Origin of the sequence: Actinacidiphila glaucinigra, from assembly GCF_900188405.1 — a bacterium.
Taxonomy (GTDB): Bacteria; Actinomycetota; Actinomycetes; order Streptomycetales; family Streptomycetaceae; genus Actinacidiphila; species Actinacidiphila glaucinigra.
In genome coordinates, this window is the sequence record NZ_FZOF01000005.1 from 462,218 (window position 1) to 477,517 (window position 15,300).

General features: G+C 72.5%; 12 protein-coding genes and 1 pseudogene. 6 read left to right on the forward strand and 7 right to left on the reverse strand.

Annotated elements, in window-relative coordinates:
- Positions 1-315 precede the first annotated feature (315 nt).
- A pseudogene (locus tag CHF15_RS13290) lies at positions 316-1,146 on the reverse strand (DMT family transporter); the annotation flags it as partial.
- A 150-nt stretch (positions 1,147-1,296) separates the two neighbouring features.
- Between CHF15_RS13290 and CHF15_RS13295 the strand changes: the two are divergent.
- On the forward strand, positions 1,297-2,241 hold the full coding sequence (locus CHF15_RS13295; RefSeq protein WP_089223941.1) for a LysR family transcriptional regulator: 945 nt from the start codon (positions 1,297-1,299) through the stop codon (positions 2,239-2,241).
- Here CHF15_RS13295 and CHF15_RS13300 read toward each other — a convergent pair.
- Positions 2,220-2,912, reverse strand: a complete 693-nt coding sequence (locus CHF15_RS13300) for a hypothetical protein (protein ID WP_089223942.1) — start codon at positions 2,910-2,912, stop codon at positions 2,220-2,222. The genes CHF15_RS13295 and CHF15_RS13300 overlap by 22 nt on opposite strands.
- 107 nt (positions 2,913-3,019) lie before the next feature.
- On the opposite strand from CHF15_RS13300, the gene CHF15_RS13305 reads away from it, so the two are divergent.
- From CHF15_RS13305 to CHF15_RS13320, 4 genes are all read left to right on the forward strand, one after another.
- On the forward strand, positions 3,020-3,913 hold the full coding sequence (locus CHF15_RS13305) for an aminoglycoside phosphotransferase family protein (protein ID WP_089223943.1): 894 nt from the start codon (positions 3,020-3,022) through the stop codon (positions 3,911-3,913).
- Positions 3,914-4,077: 164 nt separating this feature from the next.
- Positions 4,078-4,452, forward strand: a complete 375-nt coding sequence (locus CHF15_RS13310) for a roadblock/LC7 domain-containing protein (RefSeq protein WP_018563682.1) — start codon at positions 4,078-4,080, stop codon at positions 4,450-4,452.
- A 200-nt stretch (positions 4,453-4,652) separates the two neighbouring features.
- Positions 4,653-5,027, forward strand: coding sequence for an ArsR/SmtB family transcription factor (locus tag CHF15_RS13315; protein WP_089223944.1), 375 nt, complete (start codon positions 4,653-4,655; stop codon positions 5,025-5,027).
- A 45-nt stretch (positions 5,028-5,072) separates the two neighbouring features.
- Positions 5,073-6,359 (forward strand): ATP-binding protein, encoded by a 1,287-nt coding sequence (locus CHF15_RS13320; protein ID WP_089223945.1) that lies wholly within the window; start codon positions 5,073-5,075, stop codon positions 6,357-6,359.
- A gap of 222 nt (positions 6,360-6,581) precedes the next feature.
- On the opposite strand, the gene CHF15_RS13325 is transcribed toward CHF15_RS13320, so the two are convergent.
- From CHF15_RS13325 to CHF15_RS13345, 5 genes are all read right to left on the reverse strand, one after another.
- Complete coding sequence (locus CHF15_RS13325) at positions 6,582-8,408, reverse strand: alpha-galactosidase D (protein ID WP_089223946.1); 1,827 nt, start codon at positions 8,406-8,408, stop codon at positions 6,582-6,584.
- A 64-nt stretch (positions 8,409-8,472) separates the two neighbouring features.
- Complete coding sequence (locus CHF15_RS13330; RefSeq protein ID WP_089223947.1) at positions 8,473-9,399, reverse strand: carbohydrate ABC transporter permease; 927 nt, start codon at positions 9,397-9,399, stop codon at positions 8,473-8,475.
- Positions 9,396-10,364, reverse strand: a complete 969-nt coding sequence (locus tag CHF15_RS13335; RefSeq protein ID WP_089223948.1) for a carbohydrate ABC transporter permease — start codon at positions 10,362-10,364, stop codon at positions 9,396-9,398. The genes CHF15_RS13330 and CHF15_RS13335 overlap by 4 nt, the downstream gene beginning before the upstream one ends.
- A gap of 20 nt (positions 10,365-10,384) precedes the next feature.
- Entirely contained in the window at positions 10,385-11,698 is a 1,314-nt protein-coding gene (locus CHF15_RS13340; RefSeq protein WP_089223949.1) for an ABC transporter substrate-binding protein, read from the reverse strand.
- A gap of 8 nt (positions 11,699-11,706) precedes the next feature.
- A complete protein-coding gene (locus tag CHF15_RS13345) occupies positions 11,707-12,882 on the reverse strand; it encodes an ROK family transcriptional regulator (protein ID WP_089223950.1) in 1,176 nt (391 codons plus the stop codon).
- A gap of 179 nt (positions 12,883-13,061) precedes the next feature.
- Here CHF15_RS13345 and CHF15_RS13350 point away from each other — a divergent pair, with 179 nt between their 5' ends.
- Positions 13,062-15,200 (forward strand): alpha-galactosidase, encoded by a 2,139-nt coding sequence (locus tag CHF15_RS13350; RefSeq protein WP_089223951.1) that lies wholly within the window; start codon positions 13,062-13,064, stop codon positions 15,198-15,200.
- The last annotated feature ends 100 nt before the right edge of the window (positions 15,201-15,300 follow it).

Genomic DNA, 15,300 nt, shown 5'->3' on the forward strand with positions numbered 1-15,300 from the left:
CGGGAGACCTGGCTCGGCGTCCTCGACGGTACCGGTGACACGTGGCTCGGCCACAACCCCTGGCCGCTCGCCGAACGGCGCGGCGACGTCGTCCGGTTGAGCGTCGACGCCGGGCGGGACGACAGCCCGGCGTTCGAGGTGGCCGCCGACGTGCTGCGCCGCGGGGTCGCCGGCGCCGAGCGGGATCTGGCGGGGTTCCTCGGTGCCGCCGCCGACTGGGCCGCCGTACGTCTGCCCGAGCACGCCCCCGCGATCGTCGGCGCGCTCGCCCGCGCGGTCGGCATGCCGCCACCGTCGTAGCCGTGGTCCCCGCGACCGCGTGAGCCCGACCCCGGCGAGGACGACCAGCATGCCGGCCACCACCCTTCCGCCCACCGACTCGCCGAGCACGAGGGCGCCGAGCCCCACCGACACGACCGGGAGCAGGTAGCCGGCGGTGGCCGCGTCGGTCGGTCCCTCGTCGGCGATGATGCGCACCGTCAGGTGGAAGGTGACACCCGTGCACAGGAGACCGAGGACGAGGACCGCCACGGAGGAACGCGGCGTCACCGCGATCCCGCCCGTGCCGGTGACGAACAGGGCGGGCGCGCTCAGCGCGGTCGCGGCGGTCAACTGCGCGGCGGCGAGCGGGAGCGTGCCCGTACCCGTGCCGGCGAGCCTGCGCCCCATGTAGGAGAAGGCGAGCGCGTAGCTCGCCGCCGCGCCCACGAGTGCCAGGGCGCCCCAGCTCACGAGGCCCGAGCGGTGCCAGGGGGCGAAGATCAGGAGGACGCCCGCGAAACCGGCGAGGAGGCCGCCGAGGCGGGGTCCTCGGATGCCCCGTTCCGTGCCCAGGGCCAGACCGATGAGCAGCGACCACAGCGGCGTCGTGGCGTTGAGGACGCCCGCGACGCCGGAGTCGACGCTCTGCTCGCCGACGCTGAAGAGCAGGAAGGGCGCGGCGTTGCACAGGAAGGCCGCCACTGTGAGGCGGCCCCACAACACCCGCCCCCGCGGCAGGCGCAGGCCCGCGCGCAGGGCGAGTACGAGCAGCAGGGCCGCACCGAAAGCGCAGCGCAGGAAGGTGACCCAGGCGGGCGGCAGACCCTCCAGCGCGATCTTGATCCACAGGAAGGTCGACCCCCACAGCAGCGCCAGCACTCCCAGGCGCAGCAGCGCCCTCGCACCGCTCCCACCACCGGACACCACGGACACCCCGGTCTCCCCTCGTCGCGCGTCACCGTCCTCCCGACGCTCCCCCACGGCATCCTGGTACCACAAGCGAAGGTTCACACATCTACCGTTAAGCTGAGCTACATGCTCGACGTGCGCCGCATGCAGGTCCTCCGGGCGGTGGTCACCAGCGGGTCGGTCACCGCCGCCGCCACCCACCTCGGTTACACACCCTCGGCCGTCAGCCAGCAGATCGCCGTCCTGGAGAGACAGGCCGGGATCCCGCTGCTCGAACGGGTCGGGCGCGGGGTGCAGCCGACGCCGGCCGGGCTGCTGCTCACCGAGTACGCCGGCCGCATCGGCAGGGAGGTCGCCGAGGCCGAGACGGCGCTGGCCGATCTGCGCGCGGGCCGTACGGGCACGCTGACGGTGCGTTATTTCCCGACGGCCGGAGCCGATCTGGTGGCCCCCGCGGTCGCGCGGCTGCGCCGCGAGCACCCGGGGGTACGGATCGAGCTCGGCCTGGTCGACCCCGGCGATCCGCTGCCGGAGGTGGAGAAGGGCCGCGCGGACCTGGCGATCGTGGTGCGGCCGCGCGGTCAGGCCCGTGAGGGACTGCGTCTGGTGCATCTGCGGGACGACCCCTACCGGGCGGTCCTCCCCAAGGGCCACCGCCTCGCCGCGAAGCGGGTGCTCGACCTCAACGACCTCGCCGGTGAGCCATGGGTGGGCAGCGAGTCCCCGGACGGCTCGTGCCTGGAGCTGATCCTCCAGGCGTGCGCCGCGGCCGGCTTCAGCCCCGACGTCGTGGTGCAGAGCGAGGACTACGCCACCGCCCAGGGGTTCGTGGCCGCCGGCCTCGGGGTGAGCCTGCTGCCGCGGGCCGCCCTGGCGCACCACCATCCCGGGGTGGTCGTGCGGAAGGTGCGCGGCCCGGAGCCCGTACGGGCGGTCCACGCGGCCGTGCGGGAGGCGTCGCTGCGGCAGCCCCCGGTGCGGGGGCTGCTCGACGCACTGCGGGACGTCGCGCGGGGCGCCGCGGGGCCCCGCCGTTTCCTGATGGCCCGTCAGGCGGCGTCCCGCGGATAGCCGATGCCCGCGAGGTCCTCGGCCAGCGCCTCGAGCCTCACCTCCGGGTTCAGCCTCGCGACGACCTCCGGGGTGAGCGGGCGCAGCGCGTGGACATGGCGTACGGCGTCCAGGTCGACCGGCACCTCGTAGTAGTCCTCGGCGAAGGCGCGGAAGGCCTCGGGGGAACGGTCGGTCAGCAGGCTGAACAGGTACGACGCGCCGTCGGCGTCCTCACGGCCCTCGGGCAGGTCGACGGAGCCGTGCCGCCACGCGTCGTCCCCCGCGCCACGCCACAGGCAGACGGTCGCGACCGGCACGCCGTCCTCGTCACAGAACGCCGGCTCCTCGACATACGGACGGAACGCCTCGGGGACCTCGTCGACGACACCCGGCCAGGGCTCGTGGTCCTCCGACCCGTAGGGGCTCACCGGGGACTCGTGGTCGAAGCCGCGGACGAAGGCCCCGGCGGCGGAGAACACGATCGCGTACTCGTCGCCCGAGCCGTTGCGCAGGGAGGCCATCTCCTCGCCGGTGTCCCACGCGGCGTCGAAGGAGTGGTGGCGCATCTCCCAGTCGGGGCTGAGGATCGCGTCGAGCATCGCCAGGGCGCGGCAGTGGTCGCGCAGTTCGGCGATGGAGGGCAGAAGCGGGGCCACGTCGTGAACGGTCACGCGCACATCCAAGCCCATGGCCCCGGCAGCGCCGCACCCGGGGCTCCGGGCACGCGGAAATCCATTGCCGCGCGCACCCCCTGTCCGCTCATCATGGTCCGGCGGAACCACTTCGGAAGGCGGACATGCCCCCACGCACCCCGAACGGCGACGGGCCCGGGACCGGCACGGCCCTGGTACGCCGGCTGCTGCACGCGCAGTTCCCCCACTGGTCGGACCTCCCGCTCGCCCCCACCGGGTCGGCCGGCACCTCCAACGCCATGTACCGGCTGGGAACGGACATGGTCGTGCGGCTGCCCATGACCGCGAGTGCCGCGGGCGACGTCGACAAGGAGCACCGCTGGCTGCCGCGGCTCGCGCCGGGGCTCCCCGCGTCCGTCCCCGCGCCCCTGGGCAAGGGGGCTCCCGTCGACGGCTACCCCTGGGCGTGGTCGGTGTACGGCTGGCTGGAGGGCGAGAACCCGGCCCCGGGCCGTCTCGCCGAACCCGCCGCGCTCGCGGGCGACTTGGCGGCGTTCGTCACCGCCCTGCAGCGCGTCGACCCCGCCGGCGCCCCGCCCGCGTACCGCAGCGAGCCCCTCGCCGCCCGCGACCGCGCGACGCGCTCCGCGATCGACGCGCTGCGCACGGAGGTGGACACGGCGGCGGCCGGCGCGGTGTGGGAGGCCGCGCTGACGGCTCCGGACCCCCAGGGGCCGCCGGTGTGGGTGCACGCGGATCTGCAGCCGGGCAACCTCCTGGTGGCGGACGGTCGCCTGTCCGCGGTCATCGACTTCGGCTGCACGGGCCTCGGCGACCCCGCAGTGGACACGATCGCCGCGTGGTACGTGCTGCCCGCCGCGGCCCGCGGTGTGTTCCGCGCGGCGCTGGGCAGCGACGACGCGACCTGGGCACGCGGTCGCGGCTGGGCGCTGTCGATCGCGTTGATGGAGCTGCGGCACCACCGGGGCACCCACGAGCGCATGGCGTCGATCGCGCGGCACGTCCTCGGCGAGCTACTCGCCGACGGGGCGCGCTGACCCGACGGGGGTGGCGCATCCTACCCGGGGCCGCCGGGCCGCTCGCCGGCATCGGCGATTCCCCCACCGGCCTCGTCACCTTCAGTAGCGTCACCGTCACCAACCGGGGTGGCGGCGCGCGGACGCGCGGACGCCTGGAGAGCGACGGCAAGGAGCGGACGCCGATGGCGAATGTGGAGACCTCCCTCAAGGAGACGATGACGTCGATCGAGGGCAGCGTGGGTGCTGCCCTGGTCGACTACACCAGCGGCATGGCGCTGGGCACGATCGGTGGTGGCAAGGACCTCGACCTGACCGTCGCGGCCGCCGGCAACACCGACGTGATCCGGGCCAAGGCCCGGACGATGAAGGAACTGGGCCTCAAGGAGGAGATCGAGGACGTCCTGATCACCATGGGCACGCAGTACCACCTGATCCGGCTGCTCAAGAGCCGTGACGGCAACGGTCTGTTCCTCTACCTGGTGCTCGACCGGCGCAACGCCAACCTGGCGATGGCCCGGCACCGCCTCAGGCGTATCGAGGCGGACCTCGAGTTGTAGCCGCCGGTCCTTCCTCGGGGTTCCGTGCGCCCGGGAATTGAAGATTCCTTCAATTCGGCACATCCTGATCCGCACAAGCACGGCGGTGCACGGGCCCCGGAGGGGGAAGGATTGGACGCAACGTCGCGCCGGTGGCAGCGGGAGCCGCCGCCGGCGGGTGCGGGAAGGGCCGTCGGAATCCGGGCAGGAGCGATCAGACGATGCAGGTACCCCTGTACCAGGCCAAGGCGGAGTTCTTCCGCATGCTCGGGCACCCCGTGCGGATCAGGGTCCTGGAGCTGCTCCAGAACGGCCCGGTGCCGGTGCGGGACCTGCTGAACGAGATCGAGATCGAGCCGTCGAACCTGTCCCAGCAGCTCGCGGTGCTGCGCCGGTCCGGCATCGTGGTGTCGATTCGCGAGGGCTCCACCGTCAGCTACGCCCTCGCCGGCGGTGACGTCGCCGAACTCCTGCGCGCGGCCCGCCGCATCCTCACCGAACTCCTCGCGGGCCAGACCGAGCTGCTCGCGGAACTCCGCCAGGCCGACGCCCCGCCCGCGCACACGGACGAGCACGTCAGCCACCCCGCCGGCTGAGCGTTCCGGCGCCGGCTGGGCCAGAATGGTCGGGAGGTGAGCGCCATGACGCCTTGGCGGGTTCGTGATCTGGAGGAAGGCGACCTCGACCAGGTCGTGCGGATCTGGGAGGAGTCGCGCGACACGGCCGAGGATCCCGCGGTGACCCTCGCGGAGGTCGTCGGGGCGCTGCGCGTGGGGGCGCCCGCCGTGGTGGCGATGGTCGGCGACCGGGTCGTGGGGGCCGCGGTGTCCTCGACGGCCCAGGAACGGGCCTGGGTGCTGCGGCTCGCCATCGCCCGGCAGTGGCGGCACCACGGGATGGGCTCGGCGCTGCTGGCCGCCCTGGAGGACGGCCTCGGCCGGACGGGGGTGCGCAGGATCGGGGCGCTGCTGCCGGCGGGCGAGGTCGGGGAGCAGGCGTTCCGCAATTCCGGGTACTCCTTCCGCCCGGGGCTGGGCTACTTCGAGAAGCTGCTGTCCGCCGACTCCGCGGAGGCCACGCTGCTCGACCAGCTCGGTGGCGCGGTCCCCGAGGAGGGGCTGTGGGACCGCATCGCGGGCATGGCCGCGGAGAAGGCGCTCATCGAGCGGCGGCTGGTGCTTCCGCTGGAGAACCCGGGGGTCGCGGAGCGCTACCACCTGGTGCCGCCGCGTGCCGTGGTCCTCTTCGGTCCGCCGGGCACGGGCAAGACGACGTTCGCCAAGGCCGTGGCGTCCCGGCTGGCGTGGCCGTTCATCGAGGTGCTCCCGTACCAGCTGGCCGAGGACGCGCACGGCGTGGCGGACGGGCTGCGGCGGCTCTTCGCCCGGGTCGAGCACCTGGAGCAGGTGGTGCTCTTCTTCGACGAGGCGGAGGAGATCGCCTCGGAGCGGCAGGACCCCTCCACCCTGGCCCACCGGGTGACCAACGAGCTCCTCAAGCTCATCCCGCAGTTCCGGCGCGGCGAGCGCCGGCTGCTGATCTGCGCGACCAACGCGGTGCGCTCGCTGGACCCGGCCTTCCTGCGGCCCGGCCGTTTCGACTTCCTGATCCCGGTCGGCCCGCCGGACCCCGCGGCCCGAAGGGCCATCTGGGTCCGCTACATCGGCCCGGACCGGGTGGCGGACATCGACCTGGACGCCCTGGTCGAGGCCAGCGACCGCTTCACGCCGGCGGACATCGAGTACGCGGCCCAGGCCGCCGCGCAGACCGCCTTCGAGCGGCACCTGGCGACGGACCCCCGCGCCACCGCGGACCTGACGCACCGCACCGAGGACTATCTGCAGGCCGTCGCCCGCACCCGCACCACCCTCACGACGGAGGACATCCGCGCCTTCGACCACGACCTGCGCTCCGCCGCCCGCGTGTGAGGCACGCGGGGCCCGGCCGACGGGGGTGAGCGAAGGGGGCGGCCGTTCCCGCCGGGTTCGTGGCCGAAACCGGCGGACATCCGCGATGGGCGGGCGGCCGCCCCCCGAGGGGCCCTATGGTGACCGTGGGTCGGCAGATACGCGCTCCCCCGTCCGTGTCTGCCGGCCCGTCCTGCCTTCCGGCCGCCGTGGGGCCCGGCGCGTGCCGGGCCCCACGGGGCGTCAGGACAGCTTGGGCACGTCGATCCGGTCGATGTCCGGGGCGTACGAGGTGCCGCTGCCGAAGGTGACGGTGTTGGCACCCGCCTCGAGCGTGACGGGGACACTCACCGTCTCGACGGTGCCCCAGTCGCCCGTGGAGGGGAACCGGTGCCCCGTGGCGGCGTCGCCGTTGGCGGAGACCTGGACGGTGCGGACGTCACCGCTCACGTAGGCGACCTTGACCAGGTAGGTGCCGGCCTTCTTCACCACGACGTCGTTGAAGGTGAGCGCGCCCCCGAGGTAGAGGTTGCCGGCCTTGCGGCCGCCGGAGCAGGCGGAGCAGTCGGCGAGGGAGGCGTTGCCCGCCAGGGTGTTGCCGGCGGCCTCCGCCTCGTAGCCGGTGGTGCGCTGGGCGGGTCCGTGCGGGGTGACGGTGAACAGGCGCGATCCGTGCGCCGGGAGGGACTTGGTGACCTTGTCCCGGTACGAGCCGAGGTCCTCGTGGCTCCACACGTCGCGGACGGAGGCGCGGCCGGAGAAGCCGAGCGAGGTCCAGTCGGCGGTCACGGCCGCGGGGGTGGCGGCGAGGTTGAACAGCGCGACGGTGTAGCTGCCGTCGGCGTTCTTCGCCGCCCAGACCTGCTGGTCGTCGGCGGGGGTGACGGGGCGGGCCGGCGGGGTGCTCGACTGGTTGAGGGCGATGACCTCGCGGTTGGTCAGCAGGGAGAGCCCGTAGTCGTCGAGGCGGGTGAGGTCGTCACCGGTGTACAGCGGGGACTTGGCGATGGCCCACAGCGTCATGTAGGTCTGCCGCTCGGCCTTGGTGAGGCCGTCCATCTCGCCGTTGCCGACGTCGAGGGAGTCCAGGTCGTTCCAGCCGCCGGGGCCGCCGTGCCGGCTCCAGGCGGCGGCGTCGTCGAAGCGGTCGTCGACCGAGTTCTCCCAGCTGACGAGGGTGTCGCAGTAGCACTCGACGTCGGTGTCGATGCGCCAGCCGTCGGAGTACTTCTTCCAGTCGGCGACGTGGCCGATGTCCAGCGACCAGGACAGTTCGAGGTGGATGGGACGGCCGGTGGCGGCGATGGCCTTCTGCCAGGCGGCGATGTCGGCGCGGTTGTCGTAGTTGTCGCCGCTCTTGAAGGAGCCGGGGCCGACGCCGTCGATCTTCAGGAAGTCGTAGCCCCAGTCGGCGATCATCCGCGCCTGGGAGTCGACGTACTTCTGCGCGCAGGGGTTCGAGAAGTCGATCTTGTAGGAGCTGTCCCAGCCGTTGGTGGTGCGCAGGTCGTCGTAGACGATGTCGGCGGTGGTGCAGTCGGTGGTGTTCCAGATCGGCACCTTGCCGTCGCCGTACCCCTCCTTCTCCAGGCCGACGGGCAGGTAGATGCCGGCCTTGAGGCCCTTGGCGTGGACGTGGTCGGCGACCGCCTTCATGCCGCGCGGGAAGCGCTCGGGGTCGGGGGTCTGCCGGCCGTACGCGTCGAACTCGGGCTTCCAGGACTGGTCGCGCCACCAGCCGGCGTCCAGGTTGACGTAGTCGTAGCCGTACTTCTTCAGCTTGGCGGCCATGGCGTCGGCCTGCTTGAGGACGTTCGCCTCCGTCAGGTAGCTGTAGTCGCCGGTGGGGTTGAGTCCGGGGTACTTCGAGGACTGCATGCTCCAGCTCGACCAGCCCATGTAGGGCTTGGCGGCGGCGTGGTGCGCGGTGGCCGCGGTCGCGGTGGGCGCGGTGTCCGGGCCGGTCGCCCCGGCCGCGGGGACGGCCGCCGACACTCCGGCGGTGAGGGCCAGGACGAGCAGGGTCCTGGCGGCGGTCGAGGGCAGGGTGGAGCGCGAGGGTGACCGCATGGGTCGGGCCTCCTGGGGGTGGGGGTACGGCGGGTGCGGTGCGGGTGTGCCGGGCCTGGCGAGGTCAGCCCTTGCCCGAGCCGATGGTCAGGCCGCTGATGAACTGCCGCTGGAGCGCGAAGTACACGAGCAGCGTGGGGACGGCGGTCATCAGCGCGCCGGCGGCGATGAGGTTGGGGTTGGTGAAGTACTGGCCCTGCAGGTTGGCCAGGGCGGAGGTGATGGGGCGCTTGTCACCCGTCTCGATGAGGGCGAGCGGCCAGAAGAAGTCGTTGTAGATCCAGATCGACTCCAGGGTGGCCAGCGCGGCGAAGGCGGGCCGGCACAGCGGCAGGATGATCTGGAAGAACTGCCGCCACACCTGGGCGCCGTCGACGAGGGCCGCCTCGGAGATCTCCCCCGGGATGGTCTTCATGTAGTTGCTCAGCACGAAGGTGCAGAAGCCGCACTGGTAGGCGATGTGGATGGCGATGATGCCCCACGTCGAGTTGTACAGGAGCAGCGAGTCGCTCATCCACGCCGGCAGCGGGACCAGCAGGTAGAGCCGGTAGAGCGGGGTGATGAGCACCTGCGCGGGCAGCAGGTTGCCCGCGGTGAAGAGCATCAGCAGCGCGATGTTCCAGCGGAAGTCGAAGCGGGAGACGAAGAAGGCGACGGCCGCGGAGAACAGCAGGGTGCCCAGCACGGACGGGACGGTGATGAGGACCGAGTTCCAGAAGAAGTGCGGCATGCCGGACTGGTTCCAGGCGTCGGTGTAGTTCTGCAGGCTGATGCCGCGGGGCCAGGACAGGTAGCCGTGCTTGCTGGTGTCCGCGTAGGGGCGCAGCGAGGTGTAGACGGCCCACAGCAGCGGCAGCAGCCACAGCAGCGCGATCGTGGCGAGCATCAGGTGCCGGCCGGTCTGCCGCGGGGGCTTGGACACGGCGCCGCCGTACGGCGGTTCGTCGCGGGGGCGGGCCGGGCTGACGGGCGCGGTGGCGGTCGTGGTCACCGGTCCTCCTTCCGGAAGTTCTGGACGAGGAAGGTCCCGATGGCGGCGAGGGAGACCAGGAGCAGGACGACCGCGAGGGCGGAGCCGTAACCGATGTGGCTGGACTCACCGATGATGTTGTCGGTGATCAGCAGGGACAGCAGTTCCATGCCGGGCTTGCTGCCGACGCCGCCGCCGAGCACGTAGACGACGTCGAAGGCCCGCAGGGACTCCATGACGGTGACGACCAGGATGATGACGTTGACCGGCTTGAGGGCGGGGAAGACCACCTTCAGGAAGGTCTGGCGGCCGTTGGCGCCGTCGAGGGCGGCGGCCTCCTTCAGGGCCGGGTCGACGCCCTTCAGCCCGGCCAGGTAGAGGATCATGATGTAGCCGGTGTGCCGCCAGGCCGAGGCGACCAGGACGGCCCACAGGTTGAGGTCGGGGTCGCCCAGCCAGTCGACGTGGTGGCCGGGGGCCGCCGCGTTCAGGATGCCGTCCAGCAGGCCCGTGTCGGGGTTGTAGATGATCTCCCAGATGAGACCGACCACGGCCAGCGAGAGCACCATCGGCAGGAAGATCGCCGTCTGGTAGACCCGGGTGAAGCGGAGCTTCCGGTCGAGCTGGTAGGCGAGGAAGATCCCGAACGGGGTGGGCAGCAGCGCGGTGAAGAGCAGCCAGATGACGTTGTGCCGCACCGCGGGCCAGAACGGCGGGTAGTTGGTGAGGATCTGGTGGTAGTTGTCGAGCCCGACCCAGTGGATGTCGGACAGGTAGATGCCGTCCCAGCTGGTGAAGGACAGGCCCATGGAGGCCAGGGCCGGCAGCCAGACGAAGACCAGCAGGGCGAGCAGCGGCACCCCGATGACGACGGCCAGGAAGAGCCGGTCACCGGGACCGAGCCGGCGGGGGCGGCGGCGGGACGCCCCGGTGGCGGGGGCCTGCGGCGCGGGTGCGGGGGGAGCGGTGGGGGACGCGGAGGGCACGGTGAACCTTCCCGGTCCGGTCAGGAGGTGAAGAAGCGCGAGCGCTGCGACTCGATGCGCTTCAGCAGGGCGGCACCGTCGTCCGGGTGGCCGAGCCACTGGGTGAGTCCGGGCAGGACGACCGTGGAGATGAACCCGGGGTCGCTGTCGCGGTCGGCGAACTGGGTGATGTGCTTGGCGGAGGCGATGAGTTCGGCGGACTTCTTCTGCAGCGGGTTGTAGGAGCCGGTGTCGGCCTGCGCGTGGACGGCCACGTTGCTGGGGTCGACGCCCATGTACAGGCCCTCGGCCTTGGCGCTGCCCAGGAACTCCAGGAGCTTCTTGGCGCCCTTCTCGTTCTTGGGGCGACGGCTGAGCATGAAGCCGTCCGTGGGCGCCTCGACGGCGTCCTGCCCGTTGGCCGGGTCGATCTCGGGGAAGGGGAAGAAGTCGATGTCGGCGCGGAGCGCCTCGTCGGAGACCTGCTGGCCGAGGAAGAGGCCGATGACCGCCATGCCGGACTTCTTGTCCAGCAGGGACTGGGCCGCGTCCTGCCACGAGCGTCCGCCGGCGCCCTGCTGGTAGTACGGGCTGATCTCGCGCCACAGGTCGAGGGTGGTGGCGGCGCGCTTGTCGGTCCAGGAGACCTCGCCGCGCATCAGGGACATGTGGAACTCGTAGCCGTTGGCCCGCAGGTTGAGGTAGTCGAAGGCGCCGAGGATGCTCCAGGCGTCGCCGCCGCCGTACCCGGAGGCGATCGGGGAGAGGCCGTCCTTCTTCATCCGCTTGGCGAGCGCGGTGAACTCGGACCAGGTGCGCGGGACGGTGTAGCCGCGCTCCTGGAAGAGGCTCTTCCGGTAGAAGACGCCCCAGGGGTAGTTGTACAGCGGGACGAAGTAGAACTTGCCGTCCTCGCCCTGGGACAGCTGCTTGGTGGCCTCGCTGAAGCCGCCGCCTATCTTCTCCCACACGTCGTCGAGGGGGGTGGCGAGGCCCTTCTTGGCGAAGTACTGCATGCGGTAGCCGGCGAACCAGGTGAAGACGTCGTCCGGGGTGCCCTGCAGATAGCTGGAGATGCTCTTCTGGAAGCTGTCGTGGTCGACGGTGTTGGTCTTGACCGTCAGGCCGCTCTCCTTGGCGAAGGCCTTGGTCACGGCCGCGTAGGCGGACTTGGGCGTGGCGTCGGCCCCGTTGGACCCGAAGGTCACCGTCTTGGGGTCGGCCGCCGCCCCGCCGCCGCAGGCGGTGAGGAGGGGGGCGGCAAGCGCCGCGGCGCCGAGCCCGAACAGCCCGCCGACCACGGTGCGGCGGCTGGGCTGAGGCGCGGTCAGGACGGTGCGGCTCTGCAGCGTCATCGCTACTCCTAGTACGTGTCTGATCTGATGAAGGACTGGATCGCGGTGGCCGCGGCCCCGCGCGCCCACTCCTCGAAGGGCAGCGGCCGCGTCCGCAGGTCGCACTGCCCGGCGGTGCCGAAGGCGGAGGCGGCGAACGCCTCGAGGATCTGGTCGGCGAACAGGTCGTGGGCCACCAGGCCCTCGCCCGAGATGATCACTCGCTCGGGGCCGAAGAGGTTGGCCACCGAACCGATGGCACGGCCGATCGCCGCACCGGCCCGCGCGTACACCTCCCTGGCCCCCGGGTCGCCCCCGTGGGCCAGCCTCAGCGCCTCGGCGGCGTCGGCCACGGGGATGCCCGTCGCCTCGCGGACGGCGCGGACGATGGCGGGGTCCGCCGCGATCGCCTCCACGCAGCCGCGGTTGCCGCAGTGGCAAGGCGGTCCGGCCGGGTCGATGGACAGATGCCCGATCTCACCGGCCACGCCGTACGCGCCCGAGACCACCCGTCCGTGCACGACCAGACCGCAGCCGATGCCCGCGCCGACCGTCACCACGGCGAAGTCGGACAGGCCCACCCCGGCGCCGAACCACTGCTCGGCGACGGTGAGCGCCCTGACGTCGTTGTCGACGGTGACGGGCAGGCCCGTGGTCATCTCCGCCAGCTCCGCCAGCGGGATGTCGCGCCAGTCGAGGAACGGCGAGTAGCGCACCACGCCGCCGGCCCGGTCCACGTCGCCGGAGACCGCGATGCCCAGGCCGCTGACGGGGACGCCGAAACCGTCGGCCTCCGCGAGCAGTTCGTGCACCAGGGCCGCCGCCGACTCCAGGACGGCCCGGGGGCCGGGGGCCGCCAGCGGTACGTGGCGGGAGGTACGGATCCGGCAGCACAGGTCGGTGAGCACGCCGATGATCTCGTCCCCGGTGATCTTGAGGCCGATGAACAGCGCCCGGCCGCCGTCCACCCGCACGGGGTTGGCCGGCCGCCCCAGGGAGGGGCGCGCCTCCTCGTCCACGTCCTCGACGAGGTAACCGGCCTCGATCAGCGGCCGGACCGCCTTGGTGACCGCGGCCGCGGACAGCCCGGCACGCTTGGCGACCTCGGTGCGGGTGAGCGGACCGTGGCAGAGGACGGTGGTGAAGATCTGGGAGGCGGCCGGCGTGTGGGCCGGGAACGCCTCCCCCGGCAGGATCGAGCGCATGGCCGGGAACCTAGGGGGGTTCTTTTCTGCTGTCAATAAAAGAATCAAGGTTCCTCGGAAGTTGCCCCTGTGAGGTCACGTCAACTGGAAAACCCCGGACCAGGGTGGGTGTTGACATCCGATCCAAGGTAAGGATTGGCTGCCGCCTGTCCCCTGGCACCACCAGAACGTGAGGACCCATGCCCGTGATCTCCCATGCCCCGGACACCGGGATCTGGCTGCTGAGCACCCCGCGCACGTCGTACGCGCTGCGCATCGACGCCACCGGTGCCCCCTGCCACATCGCCTGGGGTCCGCGGCTGACCCTCGAGGAGGCGGCCGAACTCGCCGTCCCCGCGGGGCCGGACGCGAGCAGCTTCGAGGGCCGGCCCCCGGTGGGCGAGGAGCTCCCCGTCGACGGCGGCGCCCGCTTCGGGCCGCCGTCGCTCCAGGTCCGCTTCGCCGACGGGACCCGGGCCTTCGAGTGGCGGCCCGTAGGACACGACGTACACGAACCCGCCCCCGGCGCAGCCGAGTTGTCGCTGCGGTTCCGCGACCGCGTCCACCCGCTGGAAGTCACCCTGCGGTACCGCGTGCACGAGGACAGCGACGTCATCGAGCGGCACACCGTCCTGCGCAACGCGGGCGACCGAGGCATCACCGTGCTCCGGGCCGACTCCGCCGCGTGGAGCCTGCCGCCGCTGCCCGACTACCGGCTCAGCCACGTGACCGGCCAGTGGTCCGCGGAGAGCCAACTGCGCCGGGACCGGCTGCCGTACGGCGAGACCGTGCTGACCAGCCGTCGCGGCATCACCAGTCACCACGCGAACCCCTGGGTGATGCTCGACGCGGGCGACGCCACCGAGACCCACGGCCGGGTGTGGAGCGCCGCCCTGGCGTGGAGCGGCAGTTGGCGGATCACCGCGCAGCGGACCCCCGACGGCCGGGCCGGGTTCACCGGGGGCGCCGGGCACGACGGGACGAGCGTGCCGCTGGCCCCCGGCGAGGAGTTCACCACGCCGGGCTTCGCCGCCGTGTGCACCGACGGCGGCTTCGGTGCCGCGAGCCGCGCGTGGCACGCCCACACCCTGGCCCATGTCCTGCCGCACCCGTGGGAGACGGCGCCGGTGCTCTACAACTCCTGGGAGGCCACCGGCTTCGACGTCGACGAGCCCGGCCAGAGGGCGCTCGCCGCCCGGGCCGCCACGCTCGGCGTGGAGCTGTACGTCGTCGACGACGGATGGTTCGGGGCACGGCGCCACGACCGTGCGGGACTGGGCGACTGGGCCCCGGCCGCCGACCGCTTCCCCTCAGGGCTCGCACCCCTCTCCGACGAGGTGCACCGGCTCGGGATGCGCTTCGGCCTGTGGGTGGAACCGGAGATGGTCAACCCCGACAGCGACCTCTACCGCGAGCACCCGGACTGGGTGCTGCATGTGCCGGACCGGACCCGGACCGAGCTGCGCAACCAGCTGGTCCTCAACTTCGCGCGGCAGGACGTCGCCGACTGGGCGTACGACTGGCTCACCCGGCTCGTCGCGAAGAACGGCGTGGACTTCCTCAAGTGGGACATGAACCGCGCCTTCAGCGAGGCCGGCTGGCCCGGCCGCGACGACGGCGCGGACCGGCTGTGGACGCGGTACGTGCACAACCTCTACGGGGTGATCGACCGGCTCCGCGCCGACCACCCGCAGTTGCGGATCGAGTCCTGCAGCGGCGGCGGGGGCCGGGTGGACCTCGGCATCCTCTCCCGCACCGACCAGGCGTGGCCCTCGGACAACACCGACGCCGCCGACCGCGTGGCCATCCAGCACGGCTACGGCCAGGTCTACCCCGCGCGCACGATGGCCGCCTGGGTGACCGACGTGCCGAACCAGCTGACGCACCGCACGGTGCCGCTGCGCTTCCGCTTCCACGTCGCGATGGCCGGGCTGCTGGGCATCGGCGGTGACCTCACCCGCTGGCCCGAGGAGGAACTGGCCGAAGGCGCCGAGCTGGTGGCCGGGTACAAGCGGGTCCGGCACCTCGTCCAGCACGGCGCGCTGCACCGCCTGCGCGGCCCCGGGGACGAGGGCCCGACCGTGGTGGAGTACGCCGCGCACGACGGGAGCGAGGCGCTGGTGCTCGCCTGGCAGCGCGTGCAGCGGCACGGCGGCCCGCGGGGACCGGTGCGGCTGGGCGGTCTCACGCCGGGGGCCCGCTACCGCGACACGCGCACGGGGACCGTGCACCACGCGACGGTGCTCGACGGGTACGGACTCTCGCTCGACCTGCCGCCGGGGGACTGGGCCAGCTCGGCCGTGCACCTGGTCCGCCTCGCGGAGCGGGACGGCGCGTGACCGCCCGGCCGGGCCGCGGCACGCCCCGCGCATGTGGGCAACTGCACAAACCCGCAGCTGCCGGAGCTTGTCCGGTGTGACGTGACACCGTCAAGGTGAG